At 41.3% G+C, this 25322-nt stretch carries 24 protein-coding genes, 1 tRNA gene and 1 riboswitch; of the genes, 12 read left to right on the forward strand and 13 right to left on the reverse strand.

All coding sequences use genetic code 11. The features are described from left to right. The first annotated feature begins 6 nt into the window (after window positions 1–6). A complete protein-coding gene (locus tag BFP97_RS13285; protein WP_069842889.1) occupies window positions 7–2412 on the forward strand; it encodes an ABC transporter permease in 2406 nt (801 codons plus the stop codon). A 172-nt stretch (window positions 2413–2584) separates the two neighbouring features. After that, window positions 2585–2974 (forward strand): hypothetical protein, encoded by a 390-nt coding sequence (locus tag BFP97_RS13290; RefSeq protein WP_069842890.1) that lies wholly within the window; start codon window positions 2585–2587, stop codon window positions 2972–2974. 73 nt (window positions 2975–3047) lie between these two features. Here BFP97_RS13290 and BFP97_RS13295 read toward each other — a convergent pair whose 3' ends face one another. The 11 genes from BFP97_RS13295 to BFP97_RS13340 form a co-directional block, all read right to left on the reverse strand. Beyond that, entirely contained in the window at window positions 3048–4334 is a 1287-nt protein-coding gene (locus BFP97_RS13295; RefSeq protein WP_069842891.1) for a serine hydrolase domain-containing protein, read from the reverse strand. A 102-nt stretch (window positions 4335–4436) separates the two neighbouring features. Next, complete coding sequence (locus BFP97_RS13300; protein WP_069842892.1) at window positions 4437–5210, reverse strand: DUF547 domain-containing protein; 774 nt, start codon at window positions 5208–5210, stop codon at window positions 4437–4439. Window positions 5211–5305: 95 nt separating this feature from the next. Then, window positions 5306–6001 carry a diphthine--ammonia ligase gene (locus BFP97_RS13305; RefSeq protein WP_069842893.1) on the reverse strand — a complete coding sequence of 232 codons (696 nt, stop codon included), beginning with the start codon at window positions 5999–6001 and terminating at the stop codon, window positions 5306–5308. Between the two features lie 5 nt (window positions 6002–6006). Continuing rightward, entirely contained in the window at window positions 6007–7878 is a 1872-nt protein-coding gene (locus BFP97_RS13310; RefSeq protein WP_083262553.1) for a TonB-dependent receptor plug domain-containing protein, read from the reverse strand. Continuing rightward, window positions 7875–8861, reverse strand: a complete 987-nt coding sequence (locus BFP97_RS13315; RefSeq protein WP_069842894.1) for an ABC transporter ATP-binding protein — start codon at window positions 8859–8861, stop codon at window positions 7875–7877. Before BFP97_RS13315 ends, BFP97_RS13310 begins: the two co-directional genes overlap by 4 nt. Further along, on the reverse strand, window positions 8861–9937 hold the full coding sequence (locus BFP97_RS13320; protein ID WP_255399455.1) for an iron ABC transporter permease: 1077 nt from the start codon (window positions 9935–9937) through the stop codon (window positions 8861–8863). Before BFP97_RS13320 ends, BFP97_RS13315 begins: the two co-directional genes overlap by 1 nt. Before the next feature lie 4 nt (window positions 9938–9941). Then, window positions 9942–11147, reverse strand: coding sequence for an ABC transporter substrate-binding protein (locus BFP97_RS13325; RefSeq protein WP_083262554.1), 1206 nt, complete (start codon window positions 11145–11147; stop codon window positions 9942–9944). A 27-nt stretch (window positions 11148–11174) separates the two neighbouring features. After that, a riboswitch (cobalamin riboswitch) is annotated at window positions 11175–11376 on the reverse strand. 28 nt (window positions 11377–11404) lie between these two features. Beyond that, window positions 11405–12532: an alpha/beta hydrolase gene (locus BFP97_RS13330; RefSeq protein ID WP_069842895.1), complete on the reverse strand. Its 1128-nt coding sequence runs from the start codon at window positions 12530–12532 to the stop codon at window positions 11405–11407. A 1-nt stretch (window position 12533) separates the two neighbouring features. Continuing rightward, a complete protein-coding gene (locus BFP97_RS20755) occupies window positions 12534–12710 on the reverse strand; it encodes a hypothetical protein (protein WP_170827467.1) in 177 nt (58 codons plus the stop codon). 60 nt (window positions 12711–12770) lie between these two features. Further along, window positions 12771–13427, reverse strand: a complete 657-nt coding sequence (locus BFP97_RS13335) for a hypothetical protein (protein WP_069842896.1) — start codon at window positions 13425–13427, stop codon at window positions 12771–12773. A 1-nt stretch (window position 13428) separates the two neighbouring features. Further along, window positions 13429–13929, reverse strand: coding sequence for an RNA polymerase sigma factor (locus tag BFP97_RS13340; RefSeq protein ID WP_255399456.1), 501 nt, complete (start codon window positions 13927–13929; stop codon window positions 13429–13431). 109 nt (window positions 13930–14038) lie between these two features. Here BFP97_RS13340 and BFP97_RS13345 point away from each other — a divergent pair, with 109 nt between their 5' ends. Continuing rightward, a complete protein-coding gene (locus BFP97_RS13345) occupies window positions 14039–14695 on the forward strand; it encodes an FKBP-type peptidyl-prolyl cis-trans isomerase (RefSeq protein WP_069842897.1) in 657 nt (218 codons plus the stop codon). Between the two features lie 5 nt (window positions 14696–14700). Here the strand turns inward: BFP97_RS13345 and BFP97_RS13350 are convergent. Both BFP97_RS13350 and hflX read right to left on the reverse strand, forming a co-directional pair. Then, window positions 14701–14772 (reverse strand) — tRNA-Arg (locus BFP97_RS13350). Between the two features lie 30 nt (window positions 14773–14802). Beyond that, a complete protein-coding gene (gene hflX, locus BFP97_RS13355; protein WP_069842898.1) occupies window positions 14803–15999 on the reverse strand; it encodes a GTPase HflX in 1197 nt (398 codons plus the stop codon). A gap of 127 nt (window positions 16000–16126) precedes the next feature. Between hflX and rfbC the strand changes: the two genes are divergently transcribed. From rfbC to BFP97_RS13400, 9 genes are all read left to right on the forward strand, one after another. Continuing rightward, window positions 16127–16672: a dTDP-4-dehydrorhamnose 3,5-epimerase gene (gene rfbC, locus BFP97_RS13360; protein WP_069842899.1), complete on the forward strand. Its 546-nt coding sequence runs from the start codon at window positions 16127–16129 to the stop codon at window positions 16670–16672. Beyond that, window positions 16669–17409, forward strand: a complete 741-nt coding sequence (locus BFP97_RS13365) for a tyrosine-protein phosphatase (RefSeq protein WP_069842900.1) — start codon at window positions 16669–16671, stop codon at window positions 17407–17409. Before rfbC ends, BFP97_RS13365 begins: the two co-directional genes overlap by 4 nt. After that, a complete protein-coding gene (locus tag BFP97_RS13370) occupies window positions 17410–18396 on the forward strand; it encodes an SDR family NAD(P)-dependent oxidoreductase (RefSeq protein ID WP_069842901.1) in 987 nt (328 codons plus the stop codon). Window positions 18397–18519: 123 nt separating this feature from the next. Further along, entirely contained in the window at window positions 18520–19923 is a 1404-nt protein-coding gene (locus BFP97_RS13375; protein WP_069842902.1) for a tetratricopeptide repeat protein, read from the forward strand. Beyond that, window positions 19924–20691, forward strand: a complete 768-nt coding sequence (locus BFP97_RS13380) for a phosphosulfolactate synthase (RefSeq protein WP_069842903.1) — start codon at window positions 19924–19926, stop codon at window positions 20689–20691. 1 nt (window position 20692) lies between these two features. Continuing rightward, complete coding sequence (locus BFP97_RS13385) at window positions 20693–21628, forward strand: DUF368 domain-containing protein (RefSeq protein ID WP_069842904.1); 936 nt, start codon at window positions 20693–20695, stop codon at window positions 21626–21628. 1 nt (window position 21629) lies between these two features. After that, entirely contained in the window at window positions 21630–22373 is a 744-nt protein-coding gene (locus BFP97_RS13390) for a shikimate dehydrogenase family protein (RefSeq protein WP_069842905.1), read from the forward strand. 57 nt (window positions 22374–22430) lie between these two features. Beyond that, window positions 22431–24452 (forward strand): excinuclease ABC subunit UvrB, encoded by a 2022-nt coding sequence (gene uvrB / locus BFP97_RS13395; RefSeq protein ID WP_069842906.1) that lies wholly within the window; start codon window positions 22431–22433, stop codon window positions 24450–24452. Next, a complete protein-coding gene (locus BFP97_RS13400) occupies window positions 24449–25321 on the forward strand; it encodes a biopolymer transporter ExbD (RefSeq protein WP_069842907.1) in 873 nt (290 codons plus the stop codon). Before uvrB ends, BFP97_RS13400 begins: the two co-directional genes overlap by 4 nt. Window position 25322: the final 1 nt, after the last annotated feature.

Genomic DNA, 25322 nt, shown 5'->3' on the forward strand with positions numbered 1-25322 from the left:
ATCGCCATGAACAAGATATTCTTCAAAACGGCTTTTAGAAACCTGCTCAGAAATAGAGCGAATACTGGAATCAATCTCCTAAGTCTAACCATTGGTATGACTGTGAGTATAGTGATCTTCACCTTGATCAAGTACCAGTATACTTTTGACCACTTCCACACAAATGCTGATCGTGTCTATCGTGTCAACTTTGTTGAAAAAACACAATGGGGTGCTAACTATGGTAGCCAAACTCCAGAGCCTCTTCATAAGGTGCTAAGAACAGATTACCCTCAAATTGAAGCAGTTTCTCGTACCATCGGCCCAATTGAAACAAGAGTTTTCATAGGAGAAGAAAAGTTCGATGAAAGCAAGGCACTATTTGTTGACGAGAATTATTTCCAAATGTTCGACCAAAAGTGGCTTAGAGGTAATCCTGAAGAAGCATTTTCTGATCCCCAAGCTGTTGTACTGACGGAAAGTACAGCCAAAAGATACTTTGGAAATGAAGACCCAATGGGTCAAACGATAGATTTTGCAAGAAGAGCTCAGGGTGTTATTAGAGGTATTGTTGCCGATCCAAGATTGAATACTAACCTTCCCTATACCATGCTGGCGAATGTGGCCATGATGCCTAAGGTGCAGGAGTTTTATGTTAGAAATACCTGGAGTATTACGAGCATGGGTACCACATGGGTATTACTGCCGGAAAATGTTGATCCAGTAAATTTAGCGAGTCAATTCAATGCTATCGTGGTGAACAACCTGGGTGAAGAAGCAGCCGAAACAATTTCCTTCGAACTGGGTGGATTGAAGTCCCTGCACACAGACGATCGGTATAGCGGACTCAACTATACCATCCCTAATGACACCATTTATGGTTTGCTTATCATAGCATTCATTGTTTTAGCAACTTGTACCATCAACTTTGTAAACCTATCTACCGCTCAGGTTCTCAAAAGAAGCCAAGAGGTAGGCATTAAGAAAATTATCGGCTGCGCCAAAAGTCAATTGGCTAACCAGTTCTTTCTGGAGCTGTCGATAGTCACGTTGACCGCTACCTTCTTCTCGATCTGGATTGCTGAAGTCCTATTGAATGAAATTAATGGAGCGATGTCTGCCATTAGCATTGACTTGAAATTGGAAATGGCGTCTATCATTTTCGCTATTGGCCTTGGTGTTATACTTACATTTCTGGCAGGTCTGTACCCAGTAGGAATGCTTGTCAACTTCAAACCACTTGAAGTTATCAGAAGTAAGTTCACACAAGTAAGAGGTCGCAAGGCGGTTGTCCGCAATACACTTTTGACTGTTCAGTTTGTGGTAGCGCAAATACTCGTCATTTCTGTTTTGATATTCAATAGCCAATTTTCATACATCAAGAATAAGGATTTGGGCTACGACACTGAGGATATCATTGGCTTAGGCAACTTTGTTCCGGGCGGATATAGAGTAGACCCCGCACTCATCAATAGTGCAAAGAGCCAATTAATGGAAAGTCCGTTTATTGAAAACGTGACCTTCGGAACAGGTGGTCCCAATGCGATTAACCCATGGAACACGACACTAGTCGATCCTGAAAGCACGGAAAGGATTGAAGTAAACTGCGACTTCAAACATGTTGATATCAACTATGCCGAACTCTTCAACCTTAAAGTAATTGCTGGCTCTTGGTTCTCTCCGGCAAATTACCAAACTGAGAATAGAGAGATTGTGGTAACAGAACTAGCACTTCAAAAACTTGGATGGGACGATCCTCAAGAGGCCGTTGGCCGAAGAGTCAATATCAATGGTTATTCTGATAATGCTACTATAGTTGGTGTACTAGCCGACTTCCATACCGATAACCTACGAAACGAAATTAAGCCTTCTGTTTTCGAAGGAGACTATGCTGGCTACAATCAGACTTTTGTTAAGGTGAAAGAGGGTTATTATTCAGAGGTTGCCCAACATATAGATAAGGTATCTTCTTCTATGAACCCAGACTTTGTAGCTGACTACAAGAGCTTCACCGATGAAATAGCGATTGACTACGAAATTGACAGAACGCTTTTTGGCTTCATCAATGCTACGGCCATCCTGGCCATTGCCATAGGCTGCCTTGGCCTATACAGTCTAATCGCTTTCGTGGTACAACAAAAAACCAAGGAGCTTGGTATTCGCAAAGTTGTTGGTGCGAATACTAACAGCCTTGTACTCTTACTATCGAGCAAATACATCTGGTTAATAGCCATTGCTACAGTGATTGCAGTACCCTTTGGGTTCTATGGTACGAGAGAATGGCTCAATTCATTCGTTTATCAAGTGGAAGTGAGTCCGCTTGTCTTTGTAGGCGCATTCTTATTGACAATTCTGATTGCACTCCTATCGATTGGCTACCGAGCTTTCAAAGCTGCAACTACCAACCCAGTAAAAGCGCTTCGTTACGAGTAAAAGTGTTCTAAAACTAACCATAAGGTGTACGATTATCGTACACCTTTTTTTGTACAAAATCGGTCACTTAATTTTAAATACTTGATTATCAATTACTTAAAAGTTTTGGCACAGGCATTGGATATAAAAGGGCAGGTCAGTAAAAAAGTTAAAAACTCAAAACAACAACAAAATGAAAAGCCCAAACGTCAACACAAAAAACAGCAACAGCCCAAAACTCAAAAACTTAAGTGCTATCATCGCGGTCTTGCTTGCAGCGGTCACCTTATTTCAAGCAGGAACGGTCAAGTCAAATGATCTAAATCGCGAAGTGTCAGTAATGGAAGCTCAGTTAATAGCAGAAATTGAGCAGTTCTTTGACGAAGAAGAAATGGAGATCGAGGAAGAAATCTACATGGAAATGGAAGAAGAAGCCATCGAAGAGGTAAATGTTTTCGACAACAACGATAACCTAATCGCTTCTGGAAACCCTGCTAATGATAAAGAATTAAGAAAGCTCGTAAATCAGGCTGATTATTTAAGCAGCTTGGGTAACAACAAATATTACAGACTTTCTAAGTAAGAAAACTATAGTACATAGTTAGGGTTAATTTTGGTTGTAAAGCCGGTCGTCAGATCGGCTTTCGTTTTTTACCCTAATCCGAAACTTCGAATAAATCCTGTGAAGGCCACGATTTCACCCTTTTGATTCCTTCTCTAATAGCCCACCGGCTGGTCCCCGGAAAGCTTCCCCTCCGTGGCGTAGTATTCGAAATGATCACCCAGGAATAACCATTTAAATCTCTGGTAAGTAAAGCCGAGGTTCCTGAAAGTGTTCCTGTTCTCCACCAGTGCTGACCTTTAACACTTCTCCAGCCCAGTGGACGATTCACTCCTCCGACTCCATTGACCATTTTGTTGATCAGGTCAGAACTTAATATGTCCTCATATCTTTTTGAATAGCCATCTACGAGCACCAATACTCGCATTAGATCCACACCATTAGCAAGCCAACCTCCGGCAGGGCCTAACATCTCTATATCATCGGCACCATAGGGCTTATAAACCTTTTTACCAGAGCCATTGAAAGACAACTGTTCGTTGTCGGCACTATAATCATAGTATTTCACCTCATCTTTTACACGGTCCTTTTCAAAACTCCCAGCGATCCGCATTTTATGAATGTCATTAGGTTCTAAAATCTCATCCTGAACCCAGTCTTCGTAATCATCGCCTGTCACCTCCTCTATAACCCTTCCCAGCAAACTATAGCCAAAATTAGAGTAGTTAAACCGTGTTCCAGGTCGATAAGGCAAGTGTCTCTTCAGGACGAATTTTATCACATCATCAAATTCGATAGGATAACTGACTTTATCCATTTTGTGAATTTTATGAGGAATAAACATAGGGTCTCCATAGGTAATCAAACTCCAGCCAGCTGTATGATTCAGCAAATGTTTGACTTTGATTCGATAGACGTTTCTGTTCGAAATATTACTATAGAGTCGCCCTTTTAGGATTCCATTTTCTCCGAAGACATAATCGTCCAAAGTGATCTTTCCATCATCGACCAATTTCAACACCCCAATGGCAGTGATTAGTTTTGATACCGAACCTATCCTGAAAAGGTGATGTGGCGCTACCTTCTCTTTCTTTTCCTTATCGGAAAAACCAAAACCTTTGGCATAGACTAGCTTTTCATTTTTGACTATCGCTACTGTAGCACCCGTAAGCCGAAGACTTCGCATGGCACGATTGACCATCGAATCTATAGGTTCAAAAGTCGGTAAATCAGACATCTCATTAGTAAGTGATATTCTATCTGAAGTGGCTTCTTTGATGCTTAACTCTTCATTTATGACTTCACCCCTGTCTAAACCGGTAAATGAAACTATGATGACCAAGAAGCATAAGACCGCGATTGGTCTTGTCCGAACCTGCATTATACGTTGACCTAATTTTGAGATTACAATTATACTAAATACATAACAAAAAGCCGTCCCAGATATTGGGACGGCTTTTGGGGTTTATTTACACTCTACTAATTAATTCACATCATTGAGGTTCCAGTCGTAGCTAGTAAAACGAACTTTTGCTTTTTCTTCAATTTGAACGTCTGTGTACTTATTCAAAAATTGAATCAAGGACTGGCCTTTTTTAAAATCTCCTCCAAACCATGAAAAGATTTTCGACACCTCAACTCGATGTGGTGTGATTTTGTTTCGAGATGTATCATTTAAAAATAAACGTGCCTGCTCATCTAGCTGAACGCCCAGTTTTTCAGCCGTATAGGCCTCATTTCTAAGTACAGGGCATGAAATGGAAGCACAATTGACAGCAAAGTGAATTCGCGGTTCTTCAAAGTCCTTTCTCAGAATTTTATGCTCAATCCGATCCAGACTAAAATCCTCTCCCCCAATTTGAAACCACTCTTTGGTCCATATACTTCGTACCGTTGGGATTGAAAGTGAAGGGTTGAGATCTTTGATACTCTTGACAGGATAGTTGTCCACGATCAATTTCACAGTAAATGCATTGTATGCATTGATCCAGTAAGCAATCTTTTCATTGTCAGACCAGCTCTCAGCCGGAGGGTTTTCACTCAAATAATCTGCGTATGCATTGAGTTCTGACTTGTCAGCAATAAAACCCTTGTAGTCAACTAGCCCATTTGGTCGCACGTGCTTGGCCAAAAGCTTGGTCCAATTTTCATGACTCGGGGCATCTGTGACACTACCTGCAAAAGTATTTTTAGAATTAGAACATCCCAATGCCAGTAAAAGGGCGAGGACTACCAAGCTATTTGTCTTTATTCTCATGGTTTCAATGTTTGCACCAAGTAAACTTGGGCATAGAAGAAAAAGTTGCAATGCAATGGTGAGCCATGCATTAAAGGTCGGCCAGTTGACTTAATCTAGTTTGGTATTAAATCTTGAAACCAATAGGTGACACTATCCGAACTATTTTGTGATAAATTGTATGATTTACCCACTACCTCTCCCTTCTCAAAGGCAATTGGTCTTTTGAAAATCGGCCCATCGAAGACGAAGGAGTGAAACTCTCCATTCTCTCCACAAGGATCTACTCCCGATGGCAAGTCGGAAACAAAATCTCTAGTGAGTTCTCTTCCAACAAAAGATTTATCGAGTTTACTCCCGTCCACAGCCACAACTATTGTTCTAAAACCCAGATTAAGAAACGCTTCGATCAATTCTCGAGTATCTCTTCCCCAGAGTGGAAAATGGGCTTTTAAACCAACTTCTGCCAATCGGTCTTCACGGTATTTTTTAAGGTCTTCTAAAAAGATATCACCGAAAATTGAAAACTTGATTTCATCCTTTATGAAGCCTTCGAGTTTTGCCTTCATCAATTGGTCATATTCGGCCATTGAGGGCTCTTTGGGTAGCTCAAGCAAATCAAGCGGTAGACCAATTGACTGGGCCTGCCGCTCAAGCATCTCCAATCGAACACCATGCATAGATATTCGATTTGTGTAAGTGTTTATGCTAGTCAGCAGTTGATTGACTTCGAATCCTGAGTCTTGAAGGCTAAGGTGCAGCGCCAGCGCACTATCTTTCCCTCCACTCCAATTGAAAACTGCCTTATTCATAAAGACTAAAAGTCATAGCTTAGTCCAACGGTGTAGTTTCTTCCCATGGTAGTGAAGCCCACAACGCCTACAAACTCCTCATCAAAAATATTATTGATGGCCCCGTATGCCGTAAGTTTTTTAGATAAGAATTGCTTTCGCAACGCAATGTCAACCAAGCTATAGCTCTCCAACTTATCATCTGAAAAAGGGGATACCCTACGTTCTCCAGTATGATTATATCTAATATTGATTGATGAAGCTTCAATAGGAGTGAACAAAAGTCCAACGCCATACTTCTCTTTGGGTATTCTTGAGAACAAAGCGTCATTATTCGTAGCTAGCTTAGAGTAGTTTGCCGTCAGCGTCACCTTGGTGTTAATATCCCATGTAATGTCGGTTTCGATGCCTTGCACTTCCCTTCTTGAATCCAAATTGATATAACGACCTCCGATAAAGGCGCCATTAGCATCAAAAATTGAAAGAAAATCAATGGCATTGTCTTCATCACGTCTGAATAATGCAAAGTTATAGGTCAGCCCACTTTTTGTGTATAACGCTGTCCCGAACTCATAGCTATTGGTCTGCTCAGGAGTAAGGTCTTGATTCCCAAAGAAAGGTGAGTTTATCTGAAACAGTGATGGCGTATTATATGCATTAGAGATCGACAGGAATGGCTTTATGGAAACATCTCTACTCAAGTCTATCAGCCACGATGGGTTGACGGTTGTTAAGAGTTGATTGTCGTAATCACTATGTGTATTTAGTCTCAATCCAAAATGAAAATTCAGGCCCTGATCGCTTTCTAGAACAATAGAGGCATAGGGGTCAACTATCGTAAAGTCTCCCTCTTGGTTTTCAGTATTGTTCTTAAGCCTTTGAACATTGACTCCAAAAAGAGCTCTTGCGAATTCCGAAATTTCAAACTCATTGGTCTGATCGACCTGAAGATTCTCTCCTTCGAAAGTGGATGGGAAAGCGCTTTGGAAAACACGCTCATTGTTTATATAACTAACACTTAAAGCAGACCTGCCATTTTTGAACTCCAGTTGAGGTCGCGCTCCAATTCTGAATTGTTGGTAGTCTGAAAAAGCATTTAGCTCGTCCGTGAATGAAAAGGCATCGATGTCTGCTTTGAAATCATCATAAGCGACTGTGAAATCCATACCGAATCTGTTGTCTCCCTGATAACCTCCTTTGAACAATAGGTTGGTTTTTTCGAAACCGTCATCATCAAAATTAGCATTGGGGTCAGTTTGAGCAGCCGCGGTAAACCCATCAAAAGAAGTTCTGTTAAAGGACAAGCCATAGTCGAAACTATTGCTAGTTCCATTCACATTGGCATTAAGCCCAAACGCTCCAAATGAACCCCCATTTACATCGATAGTCCCTTGAATCAAATCCTTGGCATTATCTCTCAAATTGATACTGATAACTCCAGCGGCAGCATTACTTCCATAAAGTGCGCTTAGACCTCCTTTCAGTATCTCAATTGATTCCACCTGGTTGGCAGGTAAATATCTCAGATCATAAAACAAACTAATACCTGTTGGGTCATTCATCGGAACTCCGTCAATCAAGACAAGCGTATACTTACTTCTAGCTCCTCTAACATAGTATTCGATATTCGTGCCTGGAGTTCCGAAATTACCATCAGTTTGCACTGCGGGAACTTCATTAAGCAGGTCGGCAACCGTCTTACTAGGAGACTTGTCAATAAATTCTCGCGTTAACTTGTAAATTGTCTTTCCAGACTTCTCTATTGGAGTTCTAAAACGGGTCCCGGTTACTACAAATTCACCCAGGTCAGTTGTGTCTTTTCTTTCTTGTGCATATGAAAGAAAGCCGATGCTCAACAATACGACTAGTATTGTCCCCCTCATTCTAACGTTTGTCATTTTGTTTTTAAGTAGTTAATAAGTTGTGATAGTGAATTAATTTTTTCGTCTGTGTCTGAAATTCTCCAAAGTGGATCTTTCCGATTACCAGAAACCTCTATTTGAATGACCTCCTGACTCTTAATTTGACTTCGATAAAGTGCCTGTTTTGTCCACTTGGCAAGTATTGGATCTCCTGCCACTTCCACCCTGAGACTGGAACTTTCGTCATACTTGCTGAATCGACCTTTTAAATAATCAAAGGTCAATTCCTCTGAGCCGAAAGCAGATTCCAGTGCACCGCTCAATACGAGTTCTTCGGGTATTCCAGTCTCTACACTTCTTCCGGGCATGACCAACCACATATTGTCGCAGTTTTCGATGGCCATGTCTATCTCATGGGTGGAGATCAAAATAGTCTTACCTGTTTTGTGTGTTAGTTCCTTAAGTAGATGGAATATTTCGATACGATTAGGAGAGTCCAAGTGAGCAGTCGGTTCATCCAGAATGATAATATCGGTGTCTTGAACTAAGGCTCTCGCTATCATTACCTTTTGCCTTTCGCCATCGCTAAGCTCACCAACATGACGATCAGCAAAGTGTAGTGTACCTGTAACTTCTAGCGCCCACTGAATGAGTTCTTTGTCTTTATTATTTAGCGCACCCATCCAACTGGTGTAAGGAAATCTACCTAATGACACCAAAGCGAAAACAGTCAGGTTACCGGGTGTTACGCGATCGGTCAGGACTAGACTCAAGGTCTTCGCCATTTCTTTAGGCGTAATCTCAGAAAGTGACCTTTCCTGAATAAGTACCTTACCTGACAATGGCTTTTGTATACCCGTTATGGATCTGATAAGGGTTGACTTTCCTGAACCGTTAGGTCCTAGTAAACAAGTCAATTCGCCCTTTTTAAGGACGAGATTCAATCCAGATAGAACTTCTTTTTCCTTATAGCCAACTGCGAGGCTTTGACTTGTCAATATCGCTTTTGAGTCGGTCATCAAAAGGAAGATTTTAGATTTCTGCGTTTAACAATGATCCAAATGACAATTGGCGAACCGATCATTGCGGTGATGGCATTCACTGGTAAAACAGTGTTACTGCCGGGCACTTGAGAAATGATATCACACACCAGCATAAGGACGGCACCCACCAGAACACAGCTTGGGATAAGCACTTTGTGATCTGATGTATTCAAAAGGCTTCTGGTCAGATGAGGTACCGCAATTCCCACGAAACCGATCGGGCCACAGAAACCTGTTATTGCTCCTGCCAGAATACTGGTAACACCAATAATTGCTACCCTAGATCTACGGATGTTCAATCCCATACTTTGAGCATAGTCTTCTCCAAGCAGCAGTACATTAAGGGTCTTACTCAACGCGAAGGTCATAATGACTCCCAAACCAACAATGAGTCCTAAGACTTGAAGCTGATCAGCGGTTACACCACCAAGGCTACCGAAGGTCCAGAGAATATATTCTTGAATTTGCTCAGGGTTGCTGAAATACTGCCATATACTGACAATGGCAATTGTAATATTAGCCACCATAATACCCACGATCAGCATGACAACATTATCTCTTATTCGATAAGAGATGGCAAGGATAGCCAACAATACAAGTGCAGCACCGATCGATGCGGCAATTACAATTAACCAGCTACCTCCTAAGCCCAAAGAACGAATAGTAAAAGCCGTAGTGGCACTACCCGCGGCTAACATAACCGCAGCTACACCCAAGCTAGCTCCTGCTGTAATGCCCAATACCGATGGTCCTGCCAATGGGTTTCTAAAAAGCGTTTGCATTTGAAGACCGCCAACTGATAATGCGGCACCAGCAAGAACGGCAGTGATCGTTCTTGGAAGCCGAATCTTAAGCACAATGGCTTGCCAAGCCTCATTGTCAACCGAACTTCCTAAAAGAATCCTTGCAACCTCAGGTATTGGTATGTGTACCGAACCTAGTCCCAAATCGAGTAAAATCAATAGGATGACTGCCACGATCAGCATGACCATGAGCCTCCATTGTGTCAGGCCTTTACCTGATTCACCCGGTATGTTATGGAAAACAGACAATGACCTACCTTAAACGGTTATAGTAAACCAACTCATGATTTGGTAAGAGCTCGGGATGAAAGACCTTAATATTGTCCTTCAGAACGATATGCGGATTGACTACCGCAGATTCATAGTAGTCATTCCCTCCTCCTTCGGTATACTTACCATAGATATTGTAGATATTTCGGTTTTTAAAGGATTTGAAGTCTGCGTATCGGCTATCGGCCTGAAGAATCTCGTCCAATGTCTTTGCCGTACTAGGTACCATCCAAAAATCGGCTTTTAGACCTTCGGCATATACAGTCTCAAAATCTAACCTTAGGCTTCCCGTATTGTCACTGTTCTTCCATGGGTATTCGACTTTGGCCAAATCAAGAATGTAATAGGCAAAGCTTTTACCCCCAGCTACAAACCAGGCATCCCCCTGGGCTATACCTGTGATAGTGGACGGTCCCTTCGTTACATTGGCTTCAACCAGTTCTAACACTTGATTGAATTCTTCTTCCATGGCACTGAACACCTCATTTACAAGCTTTTCTTTATTCAGCAGGGCGGCCAAAAGCTTCATCCACTCGGCTCGGCCCAGGAGTGTTTTCTCCTGCCAATCGGCATTGAGCAGTACCGGAATTCCAGCATTTTCCAACTCTTGATAGCTATCATTTTGAGAATTAGGGTATCCAACGCCCAGTAATAATTCTATTCCCTCATTCACTGCCAATTCGGTATTGAGGGTTCCCGAAGGCTCAAGTTCTGTGATATTCCCTTCTTCTACCAAAGCCTTAACCTTCTCGCTTGAGACATATTCCGCACGTTCAATGCCCTTCAAAACATCCAAAGCATTTAACTTTTCAAACATGCCCAGGTGAGTGGTAGACATAGAAGCCAGGTGTTCAGAAGGAATGCTAACAATTCGCTCATCGGAAAATCCTTCAGGAGATGGAGTTTCTTTTTGGACCAAAGCGAACCTAACGGTATCTACAAAGTCGTTGTAATGCCGAAAGAGTTGAATCTCCTTCCAATTATTGTGATAAACTATATCAAAACCAATGGCATGGTCAATGGAAGTCTTTGAAGGAAAATAGTCCCGATCCGGGTCGAAACCCTCATCAACAGTATTCTGATTTTCGGAATTTTGGCAGCCCAGAAGAAGGGCTAGCAATAAAGCGGGAAGCCATGTCAGGGTGTAATCCGCCCTGCGATGGGTAATATTGTTTCTCAGTCTTTTCATACCAGTAGCTTTTCCTCAGAAAGCGTCATAGTGTTCAAAAACAAAGGCAGGTCTTCTGACTTTCCCGGTTTTACTGAGCCTTCCCATCCCGACATAATTCGGGGCAGTGGCAAAATTCAGCAAACCTAAAAATGGGTTTACAGCAGCTGGGACTGTTCAGGAATTACACCTGATTCCCTATTAATCCCATGGTTTTTACACCATGAGAACCTTTGCATTGACAGTAAAGGTATGAAAAGTTTATAAACAGGTCTGTTTTAATTGAGTGAACGAAGAAAACTAGTCACTTGTGACCAATACTCCTCTCCTCCCTCTTGACCTTCCCATAAAGCACGTGAACCATGATATCCTTGACCTTGAGGAATGAATTGAGACTGCTTTTGGTTCAATTGAGCACCTTCTATCAAGGATGACAGCGCCTTTGCTTCTTCTTTTGAAGAGGTAACCAAAAAGGGCTTTTCTACCGATTTAAAAACAGTTGAAAGGGATGGTTTTGCATCTCCAAAGTAATCCCCAGGACTAAATGATATCATCGCACTAACCCTCTCATTTGAGTCTCCAATGAATAATGCAAGGCTAGATGAGTAAGAGCTACCCCAAAGGATTACTTGTTTACCGTACTTCTCATAAAGAAAATTAACTGCCGCCTCAATATCTTGTTCGGCATCCAGGAAGCCTGTTTCAAGGCCGGCTGACTTTGCTCTTTCAAAAGTGGCATTGCTTTGACCTCCAAAACTGCCTCCCGAACGCTGGTCAATCGCCATTACATTGAAGCCCATTTCGTTCAACTTTGGAGCTATATCAGCATACTCGTACTTGTTATAACCTGCCTGATGACAAAGCAGGACAACTGGTAAACCTGCTCCAGTTTCATACAAGTTTGCTGTAATCATTAAACCGTCTGGCGCATTAAAACTTACTTCTTTGAATGGGTGTTTTTCGGCCAAGGCACCAGGAGTTGGCACTTGTTTTTGTCTTGCAAGTGCAGCTTGAGCTTCAGCCTCTTCCCTCAATAAATTATCTACTAATTCTAGCCTCATTACCTTACCAGAATTGTCAAATAGGACTTTCGAAGTGCGTTTGCCCAGCAGTGTAAAATTATACTCTAATTCAGCTTCTCCAGATTTTTGACTCAGGATTTCAAGACTATTTAAATCTGGTAAATTCTTAAATACTTGAGTCAAAATTTGAATCGAGACTTTAGAAGGATAATTGCCAAATGCTAGTGAATCACTTATATACGGCTTTATCGCTTCAGTCGTCCGTTCTTCAAAACTCTTCTTCAAAGCCTCAATTTGTATAGAATACTCTATTTGAGCGTAGCTCGTCATGAAGGACAAGCATATAATAGACAATGAGATTAAGGTTTTTAATCTGTAATTCATATCAAGCTGTTTTAACTCGGGTTCTCCAAAGGATCACCTTCATTGTTATCACTATTGCCAAACCCGTAATTGTAATGATGCTACCTAAAGGTTGGAGTCCTTTGAAAAGAGGAATAGCAAAAACCGCCATCATAGCACCCGTATAGCAAACATATTTTAAATGTCTTCGATTCGTCATTGATTCTGTTTTGACTTGTTAGTGAAGCTTCTAAGAGAAGAATTACAGTTTCTTAGAAATTTATTCTTCAAGAGATTCGAATTCTTGGAGACGATCATCGAGGTTTTTGATAAAACGACCGAATTTTCTGCGCATCATAAATTTTGCCAGCGCATGAAAGGCAAAACCCAATGCAACCCATACTCCAATCAGGTAAACTAGTCGCATATCAAAGGCAAAAGGAGATTTTTGGTAAACTTTAAAGGCGGCCATGCCGATGATTATACTTGGAGTAACAACCGTATCGCTCCAAATACCAGTCTGAATAATCTTACCGAAGATTTCTTTCGTGCTGATCAATGCTCTCTTTAAAGTCTCTGCTGATGTTTCAAGTGCGCTTAATTGTCTTCTTCTAAAACGCGCATGAATTGAGATGGCCATAATGCAGGCCGACATGATCAATACCAACACACCATATACCGAATCGTTTATTAAGTTTTCGGAAATGAAGCCTTCATTTTGAGGGTTTAAGATGTTCATTAGCCCTATGAGAGCGGCCAGAATGCTAATAGCCGTTGAGATGCGAACTTTTCTTGTCAACTCTCTCATTACCTCTGCAATCGTAGCTCGAGATTTCTTCCGTACCAAAGCATGCATATCCTCCCGACTCACCCAATAACCCGATTTCTCTTGGTCATTGGCCTTCTTCCATATGGCTTTGAGGTCGTTGACTTCCATCTTATTGAGCGTTTAAGATCCTTTTGAGTTTTTCTTTACTTCGGTTCATTCGAACTCGGACATAGTTCTGAGATATTCCTATGATCTCAGCAATTTCCTCATTATCCCTATCTTCCAGATAGAGCATAATTATCGCCTTTTCAATATCATTTAACTGGCTAATGGCTTGATAGAGCTGCTTTAAGTCTTCTTCGTAACTGTCATCTGATATGGTATCAGAAAGGTTTTTCATCTCATCAGAGAGTTGTGTTTGACGAGGCTTCTTCTGCTCTTTTCTCACATATTGCAAAGCGACATTCAAGCTTACACGGTACATCCAGGTGGAAAACTTTGCCTCTCCTTTGAAGGACCCAAACGACTTCCAAAGCTGAATAAGAATCTCCTGAAACAGATCTTTACGGTGCTCTCTATCATCACAATAGATATTGCACACCTTGTGAATGATTCCCTGAGACTCAGTAACCATTTCAACAAACCTATCTTCGGTATTCGCTTCGATCAAAGACTTAGAACTATCAAATTTATAATCAATGTAGTTAGTTACTATGAGTAGTCAAGAATTACACTTTCCGTGTAAAACTTCTGTCAAGGATTATTAATTTCAGATTTCTATGCGATTATTCATCTCTAGTATTGCCCTAATAGTCTTTATTATATCAGGCTCAAATACCATTTTGGCTCAAAAAGTAACTGAGCGTTATGAAAATGGAAAAAAGAAGTATCAGGGTAAGACCAAGGATGGTATTAAAGTAGGTAAACACACTTTCTGGTTTGAAAATGGCGAAAAACAAAGGGAAGAAACCTATAACGATAAAGGCATCCATATCAGGCTGAAGGTATGGGATGAAAACGGTAACCTCATTGAAGATGCGAACCCAGAAGAGGCTTTTGAAAAACTGAGGAACGAACAGTTTAAGAGTTTCGAATGGATTAATGGACAAAATGGGATTCGCTATATGAAACTTAAGGGGCGATCTGATCTTTATGAGCCTTTAACGGGTAGAACTGACCTGACCCTACACTATGCTACCTACCTCTATAGTGGCAGAGAATTAGACAGCTCTTTCCGTAGAAAGAAGCCAATTCTCCTTAACTTATTTAGAAACAACTTTATCGATGGCTTCATCAAGGGTCTGGGTTATTTCGAAAAGGGCGATAACGGCTACATCATTGTACCACCTTATATGGCCTATGGTGAAGAGGGAAGCAGAAATGTTCCTCCAAATGCTGTACTCGTCTTTCAGGTAATGGTGCTAGATGTCAAGTAAGAGAGTAGCCTCGCTAGGAATCGAACCTAGATCTAAAGTTTAGGAAACTTCTATTCTATCCATTGAACTACGAGGCCAAAAACTACCGTGAAGGGCTACAAATGTAATTAATAATAAGAATCCTTCAAGTAGTTTGGGAAGATGGTAAAGTGTCTTTTCTTCACTTTTTCCATCAAAACTGACCTAAATTCTTCAATATTCTTTTTTTCTACTGCTGATATAAAAACTGAGGTATTCGCGCCTTTGGCGATATAAGTGTTCTTCAATTCTTCCAGCGTCAGTGGCGGCTCCTCCATCTCCTCAGCCAGTTCAGGATCAATATGATTGAATTGGTCAATCTTATTGAAGACAAGAATAGTGGGTTTGTCCTTCACCCCTATATCAGCCAAAGTTTCATCTACTGTCTTCATTTGATCTTCGAAGTACGGATGAGAGACGTCAACAACATGCAAAAGCACATCTGCCTCTACCACCTCCGCCAAAGTAGACTTAAATGATTCGATCAAATGAGTGGGAAGCTTTCTGATAAACCCTACGGTATCTGAAAGTAGGAACGGAATATTTTCTAGAACCACTTTGCGCACGGTTGAATCCACTGTCGCGAAGAGTTTGTCTTCGGCCAAAACGTCCGCCTTTGTCAGCAAGCGCATAATGGTCGATTTACCTACATTGGTGTACCCAACGAGTGCTACTCTTACTACGTTATGTCTAGACTTTCGCTGAACGGCATTTTGCTTTTCGATCTTCTCAAGGCGCTTCTTTAAGACAGTGATGGTATTTCTAATCGCCCTTCTATCCGTTTCGATTTCTTTCTCACCAGCACCACCACGTGTACCCGTTCCACCACGCTGTCTTTCAAGGTGAGTCCACATGCGGGTCAATCTCGGCAATAGATAAGTTGACCTTGCTAGTTCTACCTGTGTCTTGGCCTGAGCGGTTTGAGCACGCTGAAGAAAAATGTCCAGTATAAGCAAACTACGATCATATATCTTGACCTTAAGCTCTCTTTCAAGGTTTCGAAGTTGAGAAGGCGTTAGGTCATCATCAAAAATGATCGTGCTCACTTCTTCGGCTTTGATATAAGTCTGTATTTCCTCTAGCTTGCCCTTACCTACAAAGCTTCTCGTATCTGGCCTTTCAAGTCTTTGCGTAAATGACTTTACCACCTCTAAACCGAGAGTTTCGGCAAGAAAAGCCAGTTCATCTAGGTATTCAACAACCTTTTGCTCAGACTGCTCCTGAGTAATTAATGCCACTAAAACAGCGGTCTCTTTTTCGTAAGATCTGGTCTCGTATCCTCCCATAAATCAGTGCGCAAAGCTACGATTAATCGATACCAAATGGAAATTCAGCGTATTTATCGGCAGGTTGAACTAAAGGCTGTGACATTCCTGAAAAAAGTCACAATATTTGGGAGGTTAAGGAATTAGAATGAAAATAATAGAAACTGGTTTTGAAGGGCTTTATGAACTTGAGCCAAATGTTTTTGGTGATGACAGAGGTTACTTCTTTGAATCATATCGAAGAAACATTTTTCAGGAGCTCGGTATAAAAGAAGACTTTATTCAAGACAATGAGTCTTTCTCTGTAAAGGGAACTTTGCGTGGTCTGCACTATCAGTCAGCACCGTATGCACAGGCAAAACTAGTAAGGGTTTCACGTGGTAAAGTACTAGACGTTGCTCTGGATATTCGAAAGGGGTCTCCGACTTATGGTAAACACCACACAGTTCTACTTGAGGCAAGTAGACATAATATGTTTTTAATCCCAGCCGGATTTGCTCATGGCTTTACCGCACTTGAAGACAGTATTTTCACTTATAAATGCTCAAACTATTACAACAAAGAATCAGAAGGTGGAATTTTATGGAATGACCCAGCCCTTGGTATTAACTGGGAGGTTTCAGAACCTATAGTCTCCGAGAAAGATCAAGTTTTACCTACCTTTGCAGCCTATACTGAAGCACCCGCATTTTGAGCATATTCTCATTTCTTAATAAGTCAAAATCGAATGAACCAGATATCGGGTACTTGAAGACTGATGTCCATTCACATTTGATTCCGGCTATTGATGATGGTGTTCAAACCATAGAGCAGAGCTTAGAGATTCTTAGGGAAATGGAGACTCTAGGTTATTCAAAAGTCATAACGACTCCGCATACCATGACCGGCTCTTATGACAATACGCCTGAGATCATAAATGGAGGTCTAGAGAGAGTAAAAAAAGCTGTCGACTCAGAAGGTATCAATATTGAATTAGCAGCAGCCACTGAGTACTTTCTTGATGAGACCTTTATGGAAAGGTTAGAAAAGGATGAGCCTCTAATGACCTTTGGGGAAAACCTCGTACTGGTTGAAACTTCATTTATTAGCCCTCCTCCGCAATTGAAGGAAGCCTCGTTTCAGCTTACCATGAAGGGGTACAAAATGGTATTCGCTCATCCAGAGAGATACATCTATCTGCTAGAGGACAAGACGCTCTTGGAGGAGTTGATAGATAGGGACATCATATTTCAATTAAATGCTGTTGCCTTAACTGGCTGTTACTCAAAACCGGTTAAGAAGTTTGCTGAAAAGCTAATAGACATGAGAATTCCGCGTTTAGTCGGGACCGACTGTCACAATATGGGACATATTGACCTTTTGAAAGAGGCCACGCAAACCAAATATTGGAAAAAGCTATTAGAATTAGAATTGCTTAATAATTCATTATAAATGAAAGTATTTATTACCGGAGCCACCGGTCTCGTTGGCAGTTTTGTTTGTCGTCAATTATTAGAAAATGGACATGAGATTCGTGCGGTAAAACGAAACTCTAGCAAGATGACTTTGCTTGAAGACATCGAAAAAAACATCGAGTGGGTAGTTGGTGACATGAATGACACCGAGTTTCTAGAGGCATCATTAGAAAATATCGATGCCGTAATTCACGCAGCAGCTATTATTTCATTTGATAAGCGTTGGGAAAAGAAAATGTACAAGACCAATGTGCTGGGCACAGCAGACCTCGTCAATACATGCCTAAAACTCAACGTCACGAAGTTTTTGCATATCAGCTCCGTTGCGGCCATTGGTAGAAAAGCCGGCCAAATCGAGTTGAGGGAGACAGATCGGTGGGAAGGAACCGAGTTCGATTCTATTTATGCTCGGTCCAAATACCTTCAGGAACTGGAAGTTTGGCGCGGTGCTCAAGAGGGCCTAGAAGTAAAAATTGTAAACCCTTCAGTAATTCTGGGGCCGGGCCTTTGGGGAAAAGGGGGCAGCACTTCTGTATTTAAATATGCCTACGATGAAAAATCCTTTCATCCAGCTGGAACAGTGAACTACGTGGATGTTCGAGATGTCGCCACTATCATTATTCAATTATTAGAGTCAAGCATTAAGGATGAGCGATTCATTCTCAACGCTGGTACACTATCTTACAAAGAGTTCTTTGGAAAAATTGCAGAGGCATTTGGAAAAAAGGGACCACAGAAATTAGTCAAACCCTGGATGCTAAAAATAGCAGTTGCTTTTGAGTTTGTCCGATCAAGAATCACAGGTAATGAAGCTATGATCACCAAAGACACGGCCATCCTTTCTAGGTCAAACTTTCATTTTCAAAATGATAAGATAAAGGATGCGCTCAATTTTGAGTTTAGATCGTTAGATGAAAGTATCAAGTGGTCGGTTAATGAATTAAAAGAAATGCATTCGCTCTGAAGCAAGTAACTATTTCTTTTTCAGAGAACTACAATATCGCAATACCAGTAATATCATAATTTCGATCGCCAGAGTGGTTTTAGAAATAGGTTTTGAGTACTTTAAATAAACCAATTGACATCAATGCAGGAAGATTATCCGAGTAGAGAAGAGGAACGTGGGCTGGTCAATAGATTTGAGGAACAACTCAAAAACAAGACATTCAATTTTTTCGATGTTACTGAATACGAGACCATTATTCAGTATTACCTAGATAGATTTAAATATGGTAAAGGCCTGAAAGCTTCGCTTTTAGCATTAGATCAATACCCCTTCAGCATGGAAATCAGCATGCTGGCTGCACAATGTTATCTGGGGAAGGAGCAATTCGATGAGGCTTTGAAAATCATTGAAAATGCGGAAAACCTTCACCCTAATGATGCCGAGTTACTTACAGTAAAGGGAAATATTCTTTCCATTATAGGTGAATTTGATAAAGCAATAGAAGTGCTCCTTAGCACTCTTGATCTGGCCGAGGATAAATCTGAAGTGTTTTATAATGTCGGGTTGACTTATCAAACCAATGGTAAGTACTTAGAGGCTATTGATTATTACAAACAAGCCATAGAAGCCAATCTGAATCACGAAAGTGCCCTGTATGAGTTAGCCTATTGTCTTGATGTCACCGGAAAGTTAGAGGATAGTGTTTCCTATTATAAAGCCTTTATCGATAGAGATCCATACTCATCATATGCTTGGTACAACTTAGGTATCGTCTATAATAAGCTGGAAAAGTTTGAAGATGCTGTAAAGGCTTATGATTATGCACTAGTCATCGATGACACTTTTGCATCAGCCTGGTTCAACTTAGGCAACTCTTATATGAACCTTGAGCAGTACAAGGACGCGCTAGAGGCTTATAAGAATACTTTGTCTAATGAGGGCCCATCTTCAGAAGTCTATTGCTGTATTGCGGCCTCTTATGAAAAGCAAGAAGCCTACGAATATGCAATTAAATACTACCGAAAAGCCTCAAAGCTAGATCAGTTCTATGAAGACGCCTGGTATGGCATCGGCTGTTGCCTTGCAGCTCAAGATAAATATTATGAGGCGATCCACTTCTTAAATAAGGCTTTGAAGCTAGATCCTGAAAACGCTAACTACTGGATGGCAGTCGCGGATGCTGAATATCATATTGACAATATCGTATCCGCTGCAGAGGCATATCAAGAAGCAGCCATGCTCGAACCCAATAATGCTGATATCTGGTTAGACTGGTCTTTTATTTATCACGATCAAGGCGAACATGAAAAGTCTATTGAATTGATGGAAAGGGCTTTAGACGAGTCTCCTGACGATTCTGATCTTCTTTATCGAATGGTGGTATATCAAATCAGCGCAGGTCTCTACAAAGAAGCATTTACATATCTGGAAAATGCGTTAATTTTGGACTTCGAAAATCACGAGGTGCTCTTTGAGTTCTTTCCAAAGCTGGAAACCCAAAAGGCCCTTTACAAGATCATTGATCAGTACAGAGAAAAAAATTAGATGCACTACTTTTTGAAAGATGTGCCCGAAAGGACACAGAAGCCTAGAGATAAGGGATTCACCATGGCCATGGATAAGGGCCTAAGCGTTAGACAAGCCGAAGACTTTTTAAACGTTTCCAGTGAATACGTAGACATTGTGAAGTTGGGTTGGGCTACCTCTTACGTTACACCAAACCTTGACGAGAAATTAAATGTTTATCGGGAAGCTGGTATTCCTTTCTATTTCGGAGGTACTTTGTTCGAGGCCTTCATCGCCAGAAATCAATTTGACGACTACCGAAAGGTGTTAGATAAATTTGACATGCCATTTGCTGAAGTTTCCGATGGATCTTTAGACATGGACCATGACCAAAAATGTGAGTATATCGCAAAGCTCAAGGAGCAAGTTACTGTACTCTCAGAAGTTGGATCGAAAGACGAAGAAAAAATCATTCCTCCATATAAGTGGATCGAGTTGATGCAAAAAGAGCTAGATGCAGGGGCCTGGAAGGTAATCGGTGAAGCACGAGAAAGTGGCAATGTTGGCCTTTTCCGCTCTACCGGAGAAGTTCGGTCCGGTCTTGTTCAGGAAATTTTGACCCAAATTCCATTTGAAAAAATTATTTGGGAGGCACCTCAAAAGTCTCAGCAAGTGTTTTTCATTAAGTTGATGGGTGCTAATGTGAACCTCGGTAACATTGCACCAGCTGATGTCATTCCTTTGGAGACTATCCGTCTGGGATTAAGAGGAGACACCTTCAGTCATTTCCTTAATCTGAAAGATTAGAATGAATCGTATTATCAATCCTCTGCTGTTATTCCTTAAAGGTGTAGCCATGGGTAGCGCAGATGTGGTACCTGGAGTTTCTGGTGGAACCATTGCTTTTATTACTGGCATATACGAGACGCTCTTGAACTCCATTAAAAGTGTGGATTTAGAGGCACTGAACTATCTGAAAAAGTTTGAAATCAAAGCCCTCTGGAACCATGTCAATGGCAATTTTCTGATTGTTCTCTTTGCCGGAATTGTAACCAGTTTTCTATCTCTTTCTAAGGTCATTACCTACCTGCTGGAAACAAGCCCTATACAACTCTGGTCCTTTTTCTTTGGATTGATAGTGATATCGGCACTTATGGTTCTGCGTGAAATCAAAAAGTGGAATATCGGTGTTTTTATTGCCATAATAATCGGTGTGGCAGTCGCCTACCTCATTACTTCCGCTGTACCATCTGAGACCCCAGATGAGCCTTGGTTCCTATTCATTGCCGGTGCGGTGGCTATTTGTGCCATGATATTGCCAGGCATTTCAGGCTCATTTATCGTTTTGCTTTTCGGTAAATACGAATACATGATGGCAGCACTAAACGAACGAAGGATCGTTGATATCCTGGTGTTTGCTGCTGGCTGTCTTGTAGGCATTTTGAGCTTTGCTAGGGTAATTAGCTGGTTATTTAAAAAATACCATAACATCACAGTTGGTGTACTCAGTGGATTCATGATTGGCGCTCTCAATAAGGTATGGCCTTGGAAGGAGACGATTGAAACTTATGTAGATCGTCATGGCGAGTTGAAACCTCTGTATGAGGTGAATGTATTGCCGAACGACTACTTAGCAAAAACGGGCATTGAGCCTCATTTCATTGAAGCCCTTGGCTATGCTGCTGGAGGATTTCTAATCGTATTGTTTATAGATCGCTTAGCCAACTGGCTGAAAAACGATTAACATGAGAAAGTTCGGACTCATCGGTTACCCTTTAAGTCACTCCTTTTCAAAAAAGTATTTCGCCAATAAGTTTGAAAAGGAGGGAATTGCTGATGCCCAGTACGAGCTCTTTCCCATTGCAGCGATAAGTGAATTACCAAAGTTACTCTCTGACAACTCTGATTTAGTTGGCCTAAACGTTACCATCCCCTACAAGGAACAAGTCATTGCTTATTTAGATGTCATGGACCCAAAGGCTGAAGCCATAGGTGCGGTGAATACAATCAAAATAGAAGGTGGAAAATTAACAGGCTACAATACAGACTATTTTGGATTCAAAGATTCATTGTTAAAGTTCATTGGCGCCAATGGGTTACCTGAAAAAGCCCTGATTCTAGGTACCGGTGGAGCCTCAAAGGCGGTAAAAGCTGTCCTAGAAGATTTAGGGATCGAGTATAAATTCGTTTCAAGAGAACCAGCAGAAGGTCAGCTTTCTTACGAAAGTATCGTCTCTTCACCGAATCACATCCTCTCCTCTTTGCTGATTGTCAACACTACTCCCTTAGGAATGTCTCCTAATGAAGCCTCTTTAGCCGACCTGCCTTATGAGCAGTTGACTCACGATCATCTCCTTTACGATTTAGTGTACAACCCTATGAAAACAGCATTTATGCAAAAAGGAATTGAAGCTAAATGCTGGGTAAAAAATGGATTGGAAATGCTCCATGGTCAAGCGGAAAAATCTTGGGAGATTTGGAACGGATAAGTTGGAAAACAATCCCCTAATCTTTCCGTACTAACATCTTCCTATTAGCTTTAAATCATGGAATTCAAACTCACTTCAGAATTTGAGCCTACTGGCGATCAACCGAAGGCAATAGAGGGACTTGTAAAAGGTGTTGAAGCTGGCGAAGAGGCCCAGGTGTTGCTTGGGGCAACTGGGTCGGGAAAGACCTTTAGCATAGCGAATGTGATTCAACAAACGCAAAGACCTGCTTTGATCTTAAGCCATAATAAGACATTGGCAGCCCAACTGTATGGTGAGTTTAAACAGTTCTTTCCGGAAAACGCCATTGAGTATTTTATCTCCTATTACGACTACTATCAACCGGAAGCCTTTATTCCAAATAGCAACCTCTATATAGAAAAGGACTTATCTATCAATGAAGAAATTGAAAAACTAAGGCTCAGTGCGACATCATCACTCCTTACGGGAAGACGAGATGTTGTGGTAGTAGCCTCAGTTTCCTGTATCTACGGTATTGGAAACCCTGATGAGTTTGGAAAGAATGTGGTCAGGCTACAAGTGGGTGATACTGTTCCGAGAAACCAGCTGCTTTTTGCTCTAGTGGACATATTATACAGTCGATCAGAAGTCGAGTTCAAAAGGGGCAACTTCAGAGTAAAAGGAGACACAGTAGACATCTATATCGCCTACGGTGACTTTGCCTATCGTATATATTTCTGGGGAGATGAGATCGAATCGATCCAAATGATTGATCCATCCACGGGCAAAAAAATTTCAGAGGAAAAAATCATCACCATTTTCCCAGCGAACCTATTCGTTACAGGAAAGGATGTATTACAACAGGCCATCACAGAAATCCAGGATGACCTTGTTGAAAGAATAGATCAATACGAGCAAGAACGAAGATTCTTAGAGGCAAAACGTCTAAAAGAACGTACCGAATTTGACCTGGAAATGATGCGAGAGTTGGGCTACTGCTCGGGAGTTGAAAATTACTCCAGATACTTTGATCGCAGACAAAAAGGTCAACGCCCTTTCTGCCTTTTGGACTACTTCCCTGAAGACTACTTACTGATCATTGACGAAAGCCACGTAACTCTTCCTCAAGTCCGCGCAATGTGGGGTGGAGATAGATCAAGAAAAGAAAACCTTGTTGAATATGGCTTTAGGCTACCTTCGGCATTAGACAATAGACCTTTGAAATTCGATGAGTTCGAGGGTCTGACGAATCAAGTAATCTATGTCAGCGCAACCCCAGCAGACTATGAACTGACAAAAACCGAGGGAGAGGTAGTGGAGCAAATTATTCGACCTACAGGTCTTCTGGATCCTATTATCGATGTTAGACCTTCACTCAATCAAATTGACGACTTACTGGAAGAGATTGACATCCGGGTGAAGAAGGAAGAGCGCGTTCTGGTTACTACGCTAACCAAACGCATGGCGGAAGAGTTGACCAAATACCTTGAGCGTGCAGGTGTTAGGGTTAGATACATTCACTCAGAAGTTAGCTCTTTGGATCGAGTAGAAATACTCCGAGAGCTCAGGTTGGGTATTTTTGATGTTCTTGTTGGTGTAAACTTGCTTCGTGAAGGGCTAGACCTTCCTGAAGTTTCGCTAGTCGCCATCCTCGATGCTGACAAAGAAGGCTTCCTGAGAAACCAAAGGTCATTGATCCAGACCATAGGAAGGGCAGCCCGTAATGAGAATGGCCGCGTAATTATGTATGCCGATGTCACCACGGACTCTATGCGCGAGGCGATCGATGAAACGAACCGAAGAAGAGCTATACAAATGGCCTATAATGAAGAGCACGGAATTGTGCCAACCACGGTCAAGAAATCGAAAGAGGCCATCATGGGACAAACCAGTGTGGCCGACTCCAAGAAAGGTCACAAGTCTTATTATGTAGAAAATGAAGAGCACTCCATTGCTGCAGATCCTGTGGTTGCTTATATGGATAAGAATGCACTGGAGAAAATGATTCAGAAGACTCAAAAATCCATGGAGAAAGCTGCAAGAGAGCTAGACTTTATTGAAGCCGCTAAGATGAGGGATGAATTAAATGAACTGAAGGAGCTACTTAAGACAAAATGAGAATTATCCTAAGCATCGCTCTTTTCCTATCCTTAACATCCGCCTACAGTCAGACAGCTTGTGACACCCTATTTCCAAAACAGAGCCTAGATAGCATAAAGTATGAAATAGACGCTTTTCATCTAGAACTTGTTCAGCGAGGTCTATGTGCAGATACCAGCTCAAAAGCGCTTCACGATTTCATAAAAATCCAAGCACCGACACTCTTTGATACCATAAGAAGGCAAGAAAGAAGTCTTTTAACCGAATCATCGTATTATCTACTACAAGGAGATTGCCGATTGGCCTTAAATGAAGTAAACGAATTCGAGAAAGTTGTAGAGTGGGAGTTAAGAGTTATGAATGCAGGTGATACAGTAAGTAATTTCTCTGAAGATCCCCTTATTGCTGGAAAAATCTGGGCTCGAGCTTTCAAAGATGAAGACTTCGATATTCAGACAATCAGAAGGAAGTTTCTGTTGACAATTTACTCCATCACATTACCCATAAACAGCAACATCGGATACTTGCCCAATCTTGGTGATTCTGTGGTAACTACACCTCTTCAAATTCAACTTTTGATGAATCAAGAACAAGAGGTATTTGTAGACTCGATCAAAACTGATATTTCATTATTGCCGGATATTTTGATATCACAAATCAGCAAGCATCGCAATGAACTTACAGTTGTATTTCAAGTATCAAAAGAAGTGGGATATGACAGTTTTTTGAAGGTCTTGGACATTGTGCGCGATGCTTATAATACTGTACAAAATGACTTAGCACAACAACTATATCAAAAAAACCTAGATGCCCTAAGCGAAGAAGAAGCAAAAGTTGTGAAAGATAGCATTCAAAGAAAAGTAATTACCCAGCTTATCGATCCGTAAC

The organism is Roseivirga sp. 4D4, assembly GCF_001747095.1.
GTDB lineage: Bacteria > Bacteroidota > Bacteroidia > Cytophagales > Cyclobacteriaceae > Roseivirga.

Coding starts and splice junctions, on each gene's coding strand:
- BFP97_RS13390 (WP_069842905.1), top strand. CDS start 21,630: ATGAGAAAGTTCGGACTCATCGGTTACCCTTTAAGTCACTCCTTTTCA.
- BFP97_RS13370 (WP_069842901.1), top strand. CDS start 17,410: ATGAAAGTATTTATTACCGGAGCCACCGGTCTCGTTGGCAGTTTTGTT.
- hflX (WP_069842898.1), bottom strand. CDS start 15,999: ATGGGAGGATACGAGACCAGATCTTACGAAAAAGAGACCGCTGTTTTA.
- BFP97_RS20755 (WP_170827467.1), bottom strand. CDS start 12,710: ATGACGAATCGAAGACATTTAAAATATGTTTGCTATACGGGTGCTATG.
- BFP97_RS13300 (WP_069842892.1), bottom strand. CDS start 5,210: ATGAGAATAAAGACAAATAGCTTGGTAGTCCTCGCCCTTTTACTGGCA.
- BFP97_RS13315 (WP_069842894.1), bottom strand. CDS start 8,861: ATGACCGACTCAAAAGCGATATTGACAAGTCAAAGCCTCGCAGTTGGC.
- rfbC (WP_069842899.1), top strand. CDS start 16,127: ATGAAAATAATAGAAACTGGTTTTGAAGGGCTTTATGAACTTGAGCCA.
- BFP97_RS13310 (WP_083262553.1), bottom strand. CDS start 7,878: ATGACAAACGTTAGAATGAGGGGGACAATACTAGTCGTATTGTTGAGC.
- BFP97_RS13290 (WP_069842890.1), top strand. CDS start 2,585: ATGAAAAGCCCAAACGTCAACACAAAAAACAGCAACAGCCCAAAACTC.
- uvrB (WP_069842906.1), top strand. CDS start 22,431: ATGGAATTCAAACTCACTTCAGAATTTGAGCCTACTGGCGATCAACCG.
- BFP97_RS13385 (WP_069842904.1), top strand. CDS start 20,693: ATGAATCGTATTATCAATCCTCTGCTGTTATTCCTTAAAGGTGTAGCC.
- BFP97_RS13380 (WP_069842903.1), top strand. CDS start 19,924: ATGCACTACTTTTTGAAAGATGTGCCCGAAAGGACACAGAAGCCTAGA.
- BFP97_RS13305 (WP_069842893.1), bottom strand. CDS start 6,001: ATGAATAAGGCAGTTTTCAATTGGAGTGGAGGGAAAGATAGTGCGCTG.
- BFP97_RS13295 (WP_069842891.1), bottom strand. CDS start 4,334: ATGCAGGTTCGGACAAGACCAATCGCGGTCTTATGCTTCTTGGTCATC.
- BFP97_RS13400 (WP_069842907.1), top strand. CDS start 24,449: ATGAGAATTATCCTAAGCATCGCTCTTTTCCTATCCTTAACATCCGCC.
- BFP97_RS13335 (WP_069842896.1), bottom strand. CDS start 13,427: ATGGAAGTCAACGACCTCAAAGCCATATGGAAGAAGGCCAATGACCAA.
- BFP97_RS13330 (WP_069842895.1), bottom strand. CDS start 12,532: ATGAATTACAGATTAAAAACCTTAATCTCATTGTCTATTATATGCTTG.
- BFP97_RS13375 (WP_069842902.1), top strand. CDS start 18,520: ATGCAGGAAGATTATCCGAGTAGAGAAGAGGAACGTGGGCTGGTCAAT.
- BFP97_RS13325 (WP_083262554.1), bottom strand. CDS start 11,147: ATGAAAAGACTGAGAAACAATATTACCCATCGCAGGGCGGATTACACC.
- BFP97_RS13345 (WP_069842897.1), top strand. CDS start 14,039: ATGCGATTATTCATCTCTAGTATTGCCCTAATAGTCTTTATTATATCA.
- BFP97_RS13285 (WP_069842889.1), top strand. CDS start 7: ATGAACAAGATATTCTTCAAAACGGCTTTTAGAAACCTGCTCAGAAAT.